The 12,801-nt window shown below is 66.1% G+C and carries 12 protein-coding genes; 7 read left to right on the forward strand and 5 right to left on the reverse strand.

The features are described 5' to 3' along the window. The 3 genes from JNK99_RS04915 to JNK99_RS04925 form a co-directional block, all read right to left on the reverse strand. A partial coding sequence (locus tag JNK99_RS04915; protein WP_291849459.1) for a metal ABC transporter permease occupies positions 1 to 478 on the reverse strand: 478 nt, incomplete at its 3' end. Then, positions 475 to 1,218 (reverse strand): ABC transporter ATP-binding protein, encoded by a 744-nt coding sequence (locus JNK99_RS04920; RefSeq protein ID WP_291849462.1) that lies wholly within the window; start codon positions 1,216 to 1,218, stop codon positions 475 to 477. The genes JNK99_RS04915 and JNK99_RS04920, both read right to left, overlap by 4 nt. Positions 1,219 to 1,250: 32 nt before the next feature. Further along, entirely contained in the window at positions 1,251 to 1,394 is a 144-nt protein-coding gene (locus tag JNK99_RS04925; RefSeq protein WP_291849465.1) for a hypothetical protein, read from the reverse strand. Positions 1,395 to 1,817: 423 nt separating this feature from the next. On the opposite strand from JNK99_RS04925, the gene JNK99_RS04930 reads away from it, so the two are divergent. Together JNK99_RS04930 and JNK99_RS04935 are read left to right on the forward strand one after the other, a co-directional pair. Beyond that, positions 1,818 to 2,312 (forward strand): Dps family protein, encoded by a 495-nt coding sequence (locus JNK99_RS04930; protein WP_291849467.1) that lies wholly within the window; start codon positions 1,818 to 1,820, stop codon positions 2,310 to 2,312. Between the two features lie 60 nt (positions 2,313 to 2,372). Then, on the forward strand, positions 2,373 to 4,307 hold the full coding sequence (locus tag JNK99_RS04935) for a PhoX family phosphatase (RefSeq protein WP_291849470.1): 1,935 nt from the start codon (positions 2,373 to 2,375) through the stop codon (positions 4,305 to 4,307). A gap of 50 nt (positions 4,308 to 4,357) precedes the next feature. Here JNK99_RS04935 and JNK99_RS04940 read toward each other — a convergent pair whose 3' ends face one another. Both JNK99_RS04940 and JNK99_RS04945 read right to left on the reverse strand, forming a co-directional pair. Continuing rightward, on the reverse strand, positions 4,358 to 4,555 hold the full coding sequence (locus JNK99_RS04940) for a zf-HC2 domain-containing protein (protein WP_291849473.1): 198 nt from the start codon (positions 4,553 to 4,555) through the stop codon (positions 4,358 to 4,360). Further along, the gene (locus tag JNK99_RS04945) at positions 4,552 to 5,196 is read right to left on the reverse strand and encodes a sigma-70 family RNA polymerase sigma factor (RefSeq protein ID WP_291849475.1); all 645 of its coding nucleotides are present in this window, start codon (positions 5,194 to 5,196) and stop codon (positions 4,552 to 4,554) included. The genes JNK99_RS04940 and JNK99_RS04945 overlap by 4 nt, the downstream gene beginning before the upstream one ends. Positions 5,197 to 5,520: 324 nt before the next feature. On the opposite strand from JNK99_RS04945, the gene ald reads away from it, so the two are divergent. From ald to JNK99_RS04970, 5 genes are all read left to right on the forward strand, one after another. After that, positions 5,521 to 6,639: an alanine dehydrogenase gene (ald, locus tag JNK99_RS04950; protein ID WP_291849478.1), complete on the forward strand. Its 1,119-nt coding sequence runs from the start codon at positions 5,521 to 5,523 to the stop codon at positions 6,637 to 6,639. A 346-nt stretch (positions 6,640 to 6,985) separates the two neighbouring features. Next, on the forward strand, positions 6,986 to 8,317 hold the full coding sequence (locus JNK99_RS04955) for a toll/interleukin-1 receptor domain-containing protein (RefSeq protein WP_291849481.1): 1,332 nt from the start codon (positions 6,986 to 6,988) through the stop codon (positions 8,315 to 8,317). Further along, positions 8,314 to 9,297, forward strand: coding sequence for a MoxR family ATPase (locus tag JNK99_RS04960; protein WP_291849484.1), 984 nt, complete (start codon positions 8,314 to 8,316; stop codon positions 9,295 to 9,297). The genes JNK99_RS04955 and JNK99_RS04960 overlap by 4 nt, the downstream gene beginning before the upstream one ends. Beyond that, complete coding sequence (locus JNK99_RS04965) at positions 9,275 to 10,297, forward strand: hypothetical protein (RefSeq protein WP_291849487.1); 1,023 nt, start codon at positions 9,275 to 9,277, stop codon at positions 10,295 to 10,297. Before JNK99_RS04960 ends, JNK99_RS04965 begins: the two co-directional genes overlap by 23 nt. After that, positions 10,294 to 12,525: an SUMF1/EgtB/PvdO family nonheme iron enzyme gene (locus JNK99_RS04970; RefSeq protein ID WP_291849489.1), complete on the forward strand. Its 2,232-nt coding sequence runs from the start codon at positions 10,294 to 10,296 to the stop codon at positions 12,523 to 12,525. Before JNK99_RS04965 ends, JNK99_RS04970 begins: the two co-directional genes overlap by 4 nt. The last annotated feature ends 276 nt before the right edge of the window (positions 12,526 to 12,801 follow it).

Here is a 12,801-nt window from a genome sequence, read left to right on the forward strand (position 1 = left end):
CGAGCGCCACGATCGACAGCGAGGCGAAGCCGGCGAGCAGCAGCAGCGCCGCGTCGTCGAGCGCAAGGACGCTGCCGAAAAGCACGTGCAGCAGGTCGACGCTGCTGCCGCGCAGCGAGATGATGAGGACACCGGCCGACAATGACAGCAGATAGAAGGTGGCCAGACTGGTGTCTTCCCTGATCACCGTATGGCGCGCCACGCCGCCGGAGAGCACGGCCACGGCGAGGCCGGCAAGCAGGCCGCCAATGGTCATTGCCGGCAGCGACAGGCCGGCGACCAGATAGCCGATGGCAGCGCCCGGCAGGATGGCGTGCGACATCGCATCGCCGGCCAGACTCATGCGGCGCAGCATCAGGAAGACGCCGACCGGCGTCGCACCCAGCGACAGCGCCAGGCAACCGGCAAGGGCGCGGCGCATGAAAGCGAACTCGACGAAGGGCGAGAACAAGGGAAGAGCAGACAGTGCATCGCTCATGTCCCGACCTCATCGATGTGGCAGATCGGCGCCGCCACTTCCTTGTCGCCTCCCCCGGCGAGCTGACGAGCGCGCAGCAGGTTGCTCTCGCTGAGCACGCTGGTGGTCTCCCCGCGTGCGACCAGTTCGCGGGCGAGGAGGAGGGCTTCGGGATATTCCTGGCGAACGTGTTCGAGGTCGTGCAGGACAGCGATCACTGTCCTGCCCTCAGCATGCCAGTGCCGGACTACAGCGGCCAGATCATGCACGCTTGCTCCATCGATCGCGCCGTAGGGCTCGTCGAGCAGGACCAGCGGCGCATCCTGCAGCATCACGCGGGCGAACAGCGCGCGCTGCAACTGGCCGCCGGAGAGAGAGCCGAGCGGGCGTTTCTGCAGGCCGCTCAGGCCGACACGGTCGAGCGCCTGCAAGATGCGTTGGCGCAGCGCCTGGTCGAGCCCTGAAAAGGCGCCGATCTTGTGCCACAGACCCATGGCTACGAAGTCATGGACGAGGATTGGGAAGCTGCTGTCCAGGGTTGCCTGTTGCGTGAGGTAAGCGATCTGGTGACGTTGCACTCCGTGCCGCTCGAGCCGCCCCTGCAAGGGTCGCAGCTCGCCTGCTATGGCCTTGAGGAGTGTCGATTTACCGGCACCGTTGGGTCCGACGATGGCCAGCCGGCTGCCGGCTGTCACCTCGCCGTGCAGGTGGTGCACCGCCGGATGACGGTTGTAGCCCAGCGTCAGATTGTCGAAGCGCAATATCGGCTCGGCTGCAGGGCGGGCGGGCGGCTTCAATCGAGAGCCCAGAAAACTGTGCCCCAGAGTACGAACAGGGTGCCGGCCGCCCACAACAGGCGCGACGCGGCGCTGGTGCAGAGCACCGGATTGCGCAGGTGGCTGCTGGCCGTCGCGGTGTGCGGGTCAGGGGGCGACATCAGCGGGACGAGAAGCGAGTGCCGAAAGAGGGTATCGGTTGTAGGGGAGGGCGAATCTTGCCTTGTTTGACCGCCACATGCAACAGTGTTGCGATAAGCGCTTGGCGACTGCTGTCGGAACGCGGTTTCGGACCCTGTCCGGTCGCTTTCCGGTGGCAGAGGGTCGCCGTGAAGTCGGTCGCTGACCGGTTCCGTGCCTGGTCAATAGCAGCTGGCAATCGAGACAATATCGGCAATTGATTGGACGAATTCGACAGGTCCTCCTAATATTTGCCTGTCTGGTCGTGATGCGCGCTTGCATCGACCCCGCCTCGGCAGCAACCGGGTCGACGTCGTCACAGCAGCGCCCGCTGGCCGGCATTGCCGTGATGAGGGTGGAAAACCGCATTGCGGTCCATCTTGTTCAACCGTGGAGGAATGATGATGAACGCCAAGAAAGTCACCGCCCCGTCGATCAACATCGGGATCAGTGCCGAGGCGCGCGAGAAGATTGCACAGGGTCTTTCCGCCTTGCTGGCGGACAGCTATACGTTGTACCTGATGACCCACAATTTCCACTGGAACGTCACCGGGCCGATGTTCAACACCCTGCACCTGATGTTCATGGGGCAATATACCGAGCAGTGGACCGCGCTTGACGTGATCGCCGAGCGGATCCGCGCGCTCGGCCACCCGGCGCCCGGGACGTACAAGGAGTTCGTCAAGGTCGCCTCGATCCAGGAGGTGGAGGGTGTGCCCAGGGCAACGGACATGATCCGCCATCTGGTGGCTGCCCAGGAGGCGACGGCACGCACCGCGCGCGAATTGTTTCCGGTGGTCGATGCGGCCAACGACCAGCCGACCGCCGATCTGCTGACACAGCGTCTGGAGGTGCATGAGAAGACGGCGTGGATGCTGCGCAGCCTGCTTGAAGAATGAAATTCCGGTGCCTCGCCTGGCTCACCTTCCTCTTCACTTTTGCCCGGAGCCAACGGCATCATGAAGGATTTGCCGCCCGCCAACGACAGTGACGATCGGCATCCGGTGCAGATGGTCGCGCCACTCACGCTGCAGCAGGTGACGCGTCGTCGCCTGCTGCAGACTGGCCTCGGGAGCGCAGCCTTGCCTTTCTTCACCCTGCCGCTGCGGTCGGCCCTTGCCGCCGCGGCGATTCGTCCGGCGATCGGCTTCAAACCGATCGCCGCGTCGAGAGACGATCGGTTGTGCGTGCCCGAGGGTTATGGTGTGCAGGTCCTCTTCGCCTGGGGGGAGCCGTTGGGGGCCACCCCGGCTTTTCGCGGCGACGCCGGCAACAGCGCGTCCGAGCAGGCCCTGCAGGCGGGAATGCACCATGACGGGATGCACTTCTTTCCGCAGCTCGAGGAGGGCAAGCCTTCGTCGACGCGTGGTCTGCTGTGCGTCAACCACGAATACACCGATGAGGGCCTGCTGCACCCGGACGGTGTGGCCGGCTGGAGCTATGCCAAAACACTCAAGTCACAAAACGCGCACGGGGTTTCGGTGATCGAGGTGGAACTTCGGACCGGCGCGAGCGGCGAAGCCCCACACTGGCAACTCGTGCGGCCTTCGCCCTATGCCCGGAGGATCACGGCGCGCACGCCGATGCGCATCGACGGGCCGGCGGCCGGCTCTGCCGACCTGCGAACGCGTGACGACTGGCGCGGCAACATCGTCTTCGGGACTCTGGCCAATTGCGCGATGGGGGTGACGCCCTGGGGCACCTACCTGACCTGTGAGGAACACTTCAGCTCCTATTTCAACGGGCTCGACCAGCCGACGCCGGCGCAGAAGCGCTATGGCATCCGCAGCAAGGGCGCCGGCTATCGCTGGCACGAGCACGACAGCCGCTTCGACGTGGCGAGCGAGCCGAACGAGGCGAATCGCTTTGGCTGGGTGGTCGAAATCGACCCCTGGAATCCGGCCGGCGTTCCGGTCAAACACACCGCGCTTGGTCGCTTCAAGCACGAAGGTGCGATGGTGACCCTGGCCCGCGACGGTCGTGTAGTGGTTTACATGGGCGACGACGAACCGTTCGAGTACCTTTACAAGTACGTGTCGCGCGATCCGTTCGATGCCGGCAAGCCAGCCGGGCGAGAACGTCTGCTCGAGATGGGAAGCCTGTACGTCGCCCGCTTCGAAGCGGCCGGCCGGGGTCGTTGGCTGGCCCTGCAGCACGGGCAGAACGGCCTCGACGCAGGCAGTGGCTTTGCCGATCAGGCCGCCCTCCTGATCCGTACGCGTCAGGCGGCCGATCTCGTCGGAGCGACCAGGATGGATCGCCCGGAGTGGATTGCCGTGCATCCGCAGAGTGGCGAGGTGTATTGCAGCCTGACCAACAACCGTCAGCGCAGCGTTGCCGATGCGGCCAATCCGCGCGCCGACAATGCCTTTGGCCATATCATCCGCTGGCGCGAGGCGGCGGGTGACGCCGCTGCCGACAGTTTCGCCTGGGACGTCTTCGCGCTTTGTGGCGACCCACGGCATGCCGATGCGGCCAGACGAGGCAACATTCGTGGCGATGCCTTCGGCAGCCCGGACGGATTGTGGTTCGACCCTGACGGACGCCTGTGGATTCAGACCGATGCTTCCGGCAACCTGATCGAGCGCGGTGACCATGAGCGATTCGGCAACAATCAGATGCTGGTTGCCGACGTCGCCAGCGGCGAGATCCGGCGTTTTCTGACCGGCCCGAAGGGCTGTGAAATCACCGGGATTTGCGCCACTCCGGACGGGCGCAACCTGTTCGTCAACGTCCAGCATCCCGGCGAGGTCCCCGGCGGGCGGTCCGACCCGAACAGGCCCCTGGCCGCGTCGGGCTGGCCGGCAAGCCAGTTTGCCGAGCTGACGGGCGGCAGACCGCGTTCGGCGACGGTCGTCATCCGGCGGCTGGATGGCGGTATCGTCGGTGGCTGAAAGGACGTCGCAGGTGGCGCAGTGCCGCCGGGTGCCGGTGACCCTGCCACTCAGCCGAGCGGCGGAACGGTGTCGCCGGGCGCCACCTGTTGCCGACAGGCCTGTCGCAGGAAGGACATCTGCTGTCGGTAGCGGTGACAGCCAAGGCAGATCAGGGTATGCAGACGCAGCGAGAAACGTTCGCCGGTGGCCAGGTCGCGATCCATCTCTTCCGACATCAGCCGGACAGCTTGTTTGCAAGTCATCATTTGCGCTGCTCGCTGCCGGCGAACCATCGTTGATCCAGGCACACGCGCAGGCTCATGCGTGCGCGGTGCAGGACGACCCAGCAGTTGTTGCTGCTCATCGAGAGCTCCTCACAGATTTCGTCGGTTTCCAGACCGAGCATCTCCCGCATCATGAAGACCCGCGCCGTGCTGCTCGGCAGGCGGTTCAGGCAGGCATCAAAAATTTCCCAGAAGCTGCGGTTTTCGAAGGTCTTTTCCGGATCTCCCCAATCGGCGGGACGGGCATCGCGCTGCCAGTGACCGTTGCTCTGGAACAGCGGGTCGAAGTCGGTCTCGTCGATTTCATCCAGGGGCTCCTCGTAACTCGGTTCGCGAACTCGCCGGCGGATGATGTCTACGATCTTGTTCCGGAGAATCGAGAAAACCCAGGTCTTCAAACGGGCCCGCTCGCCAAAGCGGTCTGCACCCTGCAATGCGGCCAGCATCGCTTCCTGTACCGCATCCTCGGCACTCGCCTGGTCACGCAATTGCAGGACTGCAAAGCGCAGCATCTCGCGCCGGAAGCCGGACAGCTCGGCAGCGATGTTGTCGGCTTGCGGTGGCAGTGAGCGGCTTCCCGCAGAAGCCGACGGGCTTTGGCTGGCGTCGCTATGGGCACTCATGTTCATCGGATTGCACGGTTTGCCAGAGGTGGGAAAGAGGTGTTGCCGAAGGACGCCGCGCGCCATCGGCGGCTTGCAACAGCCGGCGTCGCTTCGTGATTCCGGCCGTGACCGCCTGTGCAAACCCTGCGGCTGATCGTCGCGCAGTTTATACATAAGGGGGCATGCGGCAAAGCCTCGTCTGGAGGTGGGGCGGGGCGCCTGGTGGTTGGCGGCGGCCGGGTTCGTCACTCTCCCGGCGGCCGAGGGACCTGAAAAAGCCGCCAGGGGCGGTGAAATGGCATAACATGGGCAGTCCTCTCAACCACTGGCAAGGAGATAGAGATGCACATTGGCGTACCCAGGGAAATCAAGAACCATGAATATCGTGTTGGCCTCACCCCCTCATCGGTCCGGGAAATGGTCGCTCACGGTCACCAGGTGACCGTCGAGACCGGCGCCGGCAGGGGCATTGGTGCCACCGACGAGGTCTACCAGAAGGCCGGCGCCCTGATCGCGGCTGGCCCGGAAGAAATCTTTGCCAGCGCTGAAATGATCGTCAAGGTCAAGGAGCCGCAAGCGGGCGAGCGTGCCATGCTGCGCGCAGGGCAGATTCTCTATACCTATCTGCACCTGGCTCCCGACCCTGAACAGTGTGCCGATCTGGTGAACAGCGGCGCGGTCTGCATCGCCTATGAAACCGTGACCCAGCCGGGTGGCGGTTTGCCTCTTCTGGCGCCGATGTCGGAGGTTGCCGGACGCCTTTCGGTGCAGGCCGGTGCTTACTGCCTGGAAAAGGCACATGGCGGCATGGGCGTCCTGCTCGGCGGCGTGGCCGGCGTTCCGTCGGCCAGGATCGTCATCCTCGGCGGGGGCGTGGTGGGCTCGAACGCAGCCCAGATCGCCGTGGGCAGCGGCGCCCAGGTGGTGGTCATCGACCGCAACATCGACGTCCTGCGGCGCATCGATCGTCTGCTCGGGGCGCGCGCCATCACCGTCTTCTCCAACCGCGACAACGTCGAGCAGCATGTGTTGCGCGCCGATCTGGTGATTGGCGGCGTCCTGATTCCGGGTGCTGCGGCACCCAAGCTGATCACCCGCCAGATGGTCGACGCGATGAAACCGGGTGCGGTAATCGTCGATGTCGCCATCGACCAGGGCGGCTGCTGCGAGACGGCCCAGGCGACGACACACGCCGCGCCGACCTATGTGGTCGGCAACGTCGTGCATTATTGTGTGGCCAACATGCCGGGCGGCGTACCCCGGACCTCGACCTACGCGCTGAACAATGCAACGCTGCCGTTTGCGCTGCAGATTGCCGACAAGGGTTGGCGGCAGGCGCTGAAGGACGACCAGCACCTGCGCAACGGCCTGAATGTCGCCTTCGGCAAGGTCACCTGCCGTGAAGTCGCCGAAGACCTCCACTACGCCTACCACGATCCTCTGACGGTGCTTGCCGCCTGACCGGCGAAGCCTGGGCGCAGGATCGAACCCGGCCCCCGGCAGGTCGCCTGGCGTTGCCCGGACAGGCGCACGAGGAAACCCGCGTTGGTTCGGCGAAGCTCCCTTCAGCACGCATGAGACGCGGCGCCAAGCCTGTTCACGGACGAGCACGGCGCTGCGGCACTTGCCGGAAAGGGGATCGTCTCAGGTGACTCGGCAGCCTGAGCGATCAGGCGATGGCGTTTGCCGCGAGCTTCGCTGGCGTCAGGCGTGCCCGACTGTTCGGTCGTCGGTTGATGCGTGGTAGTCTTCCCGCCAGACACGGCGGCCGGCCAGACGCCGTAACATAAACTGACACAAAATCCTCATGGCGGCTCTCCGGATCTTCATCAGCCACAGCGCACGCCCGCGCGACAGCGCGGCGGGCGATGCACAGGCGCAAGCGAACTGGCGGCTCCTGCAGGAGACCTGCGCGGCGCTGGCCGCGCAGTATGGCAACGCGATCGACATCCTGGTCGACTACGATGGCCTGCAGCCCGGCGACCGCTGGGAGCAATGCCTCGACGAGTGGCTGTACGACTGTCACGCAGCGATCCTCCTGCTGTCCAGACGGGCGGTCGGCGATTCGAACTGGGTGAGAAAGGAAGCGACGATCCTCAGTTGGCGCGCGGCAATCGAGCCGGGATTCAGGCTGTTTCCAGTCCTGCTCGACGGGCAAACGCCGGCCGATCTCGACAGGGACGAGTATTTCCGCATGCTGGGGATCAGCCGCGATCAGTGTGTGCAGAGCGTGGCTGGGGCGCCCGCCATCCTCGCCGGCGTCAAGCCGAGGCTCGACGACCGGCTTGCCCGGGCAGGCGCTGCGCAAACCCCGTTCGAACGGCTGGTCACCGCAGTCGAAACGATACTCGATATGGAGGTCAAGGAAGTCATCTTGAGCGACCTGTGGAGCAAACATTTCCCCGGCACCCAGCCGCCCTTGACGCATCTCGACCCCAGGCAGCGTTTCGCCCGGGGGCTGGCCGGGTATCTGTTCAGCGAAGGCGGAAAGGCGCTGGAGCGTTTTAGCAAGATTCTCGATGGTCTCGTGCCACGTCCAGGCCGCGAGCGTGCCGAGGAAATGTTGAAATACATCCGCGCGCTATGGGTCGATGTTGGCGCTGCCGGAGTCATTGCCAGCGCCAGGTCGCATGGCAAGTGCCTGGCGATGAACGGCCAGCTCGTGGCAAAACCCGATGTCAAACTCAAGGTGGATTGTTTCACGCTGCGTCGTCATCTCGAACGCGCCTGGCCGGCAACCGACCAGATCAAGGTCATTCAGGTGTCGCAACTGAAGAACGCCGACGAGATCTGGCAGGAGGTACGCCAGGGTTATTGGCCAGGCGAACAAAGACCGCCCGCCAGGGTCATCGACGCAGAGCTGCGCAAGGACACATGCCACCTGATCGTCCTCTTGCCGACTCCCGCCCAGTCCGGCGAAGCTCCCGACCCCTTGCTGCTGCCTGCCCTCGAAGACCACGCCAGGCAGCGCCAGTCGCTCACCTTCGTCGTCCATGTCGGCGAGCGGCTACCCGTGGACCTGCCGGGTGATCTGCGACCCGTTCTTCCGGAACTCGGTGAAGACACCGAGTGGACCCAGTATCTCCAAGAACTGAAGGCACGGGATCTGATCAACACCAAGTATGAAAGCATGCCATGAGCCAGTACATTCCCCGCAAGCTGACGCGGCTGCCTGCCGACTACTGTTTCCCCGCCGAAGGCGACGTCGCCGCGTACCTTTTCTCCGAGGAGGCGGTGATCGCCGTCGAGGTCGCGCTGGTCACGCAGCGGCCGCTGCTGGTCGCCGGTCCGCCGGGGTGCGGCAAGAGCCGGCTCGCCGAAACGGTGGCCGCCGTATTGCAATGGAACTTCCTGCACCAGACGATCACTTCGCGTAGCCGCGTCGAGCAACTGACCGTCGATGTCGATCACCTGCGCCGCCTGAACGACGCGCAGCGCGCCGCCCGGCCGGAAGCCAGGACGAAGGCCAGGGCGCTCGAGCGTGACGAGGAGTACTACAATCCCGGCATTTTCTGGTGGGCGTTCAACCCGACATCGGCCAGCCGGCGCGGTCTGCCGGCCAACGTCGGCAGACCGCGCGTCGCAGCGCGCTGCGGCGGCGTCGTGCGACGACCGGACAACCAACCGCAACACACCGTTCTGCTGATCGACGAGATCGACAAGGCCGAACCCGATCTGCCCAACGACCTGCTCGAACCGCTCGACCGGCGCAGTTTCGGGCTGCCCGACGGCCGCACGCTGACTGCCGATCCCGCGCAGGAACTGCTGACGATCATCACCACCAATCGCGAGCGCGAGTTGCCACAGGCCTTCCTGCGCCGCTGCGTCAGCCTGCTGCTCAGGGAGCCCGAGCGTGACGGTCTGATCGCCATTGCCCGCGTGCATGAGCCCAAGGTCGCGCCCGAACTGATCGAAAGGATCGCCGACAGGATGGTCGAGCTGCGCCAGCAGCGCGTCGACAGCGGGCAGCGCTCGCCGGGGACCAGCGAGTTTCTCGACGCCGTGCGCACCTGCCATGACCTCGCGATCAGCGTCGATTCCGAAAAGTGGCAACAGGTCGAACGGGCGACCCTGCTCAAACCGATGGTCGCCCAAGATGAGCCCAGCCGGCGGCCGTAGGGGCGAGATCCATCTCGGCGAGTTGATCAGCGCGCTCGCCGGGCTGGACTGCGACGATGCGGCCCAGGCGGCGACCATCGCCGCCTGCCTGGGTTTCGGCCTGCGCGCTCCCGACCTCGCGGCGACCGGCGCCGCGACGCCGGCGATCTACGACCATAACCGGGCGCTGCCACCGCCTGCCGCCCGGCGCAGCGCAATCCCACACCCGCCGGGACTGGCGCTGCCGGCGAGCTCGCCGGCAGTCGAAGCGCTGCCGGCGCAGATCGTTCCCTCGCAGCTGGCAAGCGTCGGAGTGCTGCCCTCGACCGACAGTTCGGCAGCTCCTGCCTGGCTGGTTGCCGGCTACCAGCGCCTGGCTTCCGAGCGGAGTTCGCCACCGCGGCAGACGCTCTTCCCGGAGCGTGCAGCGCGCGGCGTCCTGACGGCCGCTCTCGCGCGCTGGCGGCCGGGCGACGCCGGTGCCGACCTCGACCTCGACGCGCTCGTCCGCTGCATCGTCAGGCGACGCCTCCCGCAGTGCCTGCCGCGGCTGCCGTCGATGACCCTCGACAACGGTTGTCAGCTCCTGCTCGACTATAGCGAAAGCATGGTTCCGTGGTGGGAAGACCTGCGCGAACTGGCGCGCCAGGTCAGCGGCGTGCTCGGCGCCGAACGCACTTCGATCTTCGATTTCGCTGCCTCACCGGCCGGAGCCCGGCGTTGGCGTGCCGACCGCGAGGCGATCGAAACCTGGCAACCCGAACCGGGACGGCCGATCCTCGTCGCCACCGACTTCGGCATTCGCGGCGAGCCGCCGTGCGACCTCAGGGGTAGCGGCTGGCCAGCCTTCGTTGACCGTTGTGCGGCACGCGACTGCCCACTGCTGATCCTGATTCCGTGGTCGCGCTTCTTCTGGCCGAAGAACCTCGGCCTGCACCCGCAACTGGTCCATTGGCATCCGGCGACCAGCGCCGCGCTGTTGCGCCGCCAGCGCGGTCTCGGTCACCGCACCGCGCGATGAGCTGGTTGCAGCCGACGCCCTTCGAGAAGCATCTCGTCGAGGGCTTCCGCGGGCCGTGGCCGGAGATGCCGCCGCTGGTTCGCCTGGCCCGGCTGCTGTCGCTGGCGACGCGCATCGAACCCTTGCTGCTGCGCAACAGCCGACGGCATTTCCTGCCCGGCAGCGCCACAGAAATCGAGTCGCTGTTCTGGTTCTCGCCGCTGATCGGCGCACGTGGCAATGGCGAGGTCGTCATGCATCCGGGTGTTTCCCGGTTGCTCGCCGACGAGTTGCGCGGCGAGCCGGCGCGCTTCCAGGAGGCGCTCGAGTTCACGCGCCGGCACACCTGCCACTGGCTGCCCGAGGATCGGCTCGAACAGGAGCTGCGCCTCGACACCTTGTCTGACGATCCAGCCAGCGGGCAGATGCAGCAGGGATTGCAGGACATGCTGCGGCTGCTCCATGACGAAAGCGACCCGCAACGGCGTATCCGGCTGGCGCGCTCGATCCGCCAGACGCTGGCGACGATCGGCGGCGCCGCGGGAGCGCTCGACGAACTGCGCTGGTTGAACCAGTACGCCAGTTACCGCCTGGGGACGATGGCCGCCGCGCCGCTCGGCAGCACGCCGCTGCCGCCCCCCGCCTGGCTTGCCGGGACGCTGCCGGCGCCCTTTCGGCCGGCACGGCTGGCGGTCGAACTGCACTACGACGCGGCAGACAACAGGCCGGTGCTGCACTTCGTCGCTGCCGCGGGGAGCGCCGCAGCGAGCGGGGCAATCGAGTTCCCGACGCCGCTGCCCGCCAACCTGCACGTGCAGTGCCAGGGTGAGCCCGGAACCTGGCACGTCGTCGGCCTGGACAAGCGCGTACGCCTGCCGATGGCGCGAACGCCGGTCTGGTTGACCACGCTCGCCGGCCGCCGCTACGAGCTGCGCGGCGATTTCCCCGCCACCAGTACCGATGGCGGCGGCGATTCGACCGCGCCGCTGCTGCATCTCAGCCATCTCCCGGAAGATCGCGAACAGGCGCTGGCGATCGCCAACTGGCTCGGGCAACAGGGCCTGCGCATCGAACTGCGCGAGGAAGGCGGAGCCGAGGCCAAGGCCGCATCCGGTACGGAAGGCGCGGGCGAGCCGACACGCCTGCTGCGGCTATGGACGCCCGCCGCCCGGTGGCGGCTGGCCGAAAAGACCGTCGACGCGATCGTGCCGCTTGCCCGCGCCGTGCTGCTGCGCGTCGACCCGACGCTGGAAGATCCGCCGCCCGGCTACGGTGCCGACAAGCTGCTCGACTTGCCGGACTTGCGCACGACCGCGCAGGCCGAACAGACCCGTGTCTTTCTCCGGCAACTGCACGACTGGCTCAGCGACGACACGCCGCGCGAGCCTGCGAAAGCCAGCGCAGCCGATGCAGCCAGCGAAGTCGATCATCTGCTCGCCGAATTGCAGGACCCGCAGACGCCGCCGCCACGGCGGATCGAGATCGGCGACCGCCTGGCCGAGATCGGCGACCCGCGTCGCGGCGTCGGACTCGATTCGCGTGGCCTGCCCGATATCGACTGGGTCGACATCCCGGGCGGCGAGTTCATTTATCAGGATGGCGAACGGCGCATGCTACCCGGCTTCCGGATGGCGCGTCACCCGGTGACCAACGCGCAGTACCAGGCGTTCATCGACGCCGGCGGCTATCGGGCCGACGTTTGGTGGCAGGGTCTCGAGCGGCCCGAACCGAAACCGTCGCATTGGCCGCAAACCAACCGCCCGCGGACGAATGTCGACTGGCACGAGGCCGTCGCCTTCAGCCGCTGGCTGAGCAAGCAACTCGGCTACGAAGTCAGGCTGCCGAACGAGCTGGAATGGGAGCGCGCGGCACGCGGCCGGGACGGACGCGAATACCCCTGGGGTCAGGGCTACCAATCGGGGTGCGCCAACCTTGACGAGAAGTCGTCGGAGGCTGGTGGGTGGACTCTCCAGCAAACCACGGCTGTCGGTATGTATCCACAGGGTGCATCGAGCGAAGGCGTGCTTGATCTGGCCGGAAACGTCTGGGAGTGGTGCCTTTTCTCCCATGATCGCCTGGAGCTGTCAGAGTCAGAGGCCGATCCGAGCGACCAGACGCGCATGCTGCGTGGTGGCTCGTGGTTCGACGGCACGGGCGTTGCGCGCGGCTCGCATCGCGCCTGGTATGACCCTGACTTTAGGCTTAGCTTCAGCGGCTTCCGCTTGGTGTCGTCTGCCCCCCTTCGGTGAACTGCTGTTCGTTACCGACCGCCGCGCAGCGGCGGTCGCGCATTTCTTCAGAAGACGAAGGGATCAAGCACCTACCTGCACAATCCTCACGAATTGGCGTAGCGCAAATGCCTGATCCAGCACACAGCGTCACGAAAGGCTGGAGTTGCCCCCTTTCGGTGGACGGATTGGCGCTTGAGAATCAAGCGCCGGGATAGTACTCCAGGGCAGGGTTATCCACGGCGCCGCCGCCGGCCCCTCTATGGCCGGAGGCGAGCGGCGCGGTGGGTAACCCGT

The sequence above is a fragment of the Accumulibacter sp. genome (assembly GCF_016789985.1).
Classification (GTDB): domain Bacteria; phylum Pseudomonadota; class Gammaproteobacteria; order Burkholderiales; family Rhodocyclaceae; genus Accumulibacter.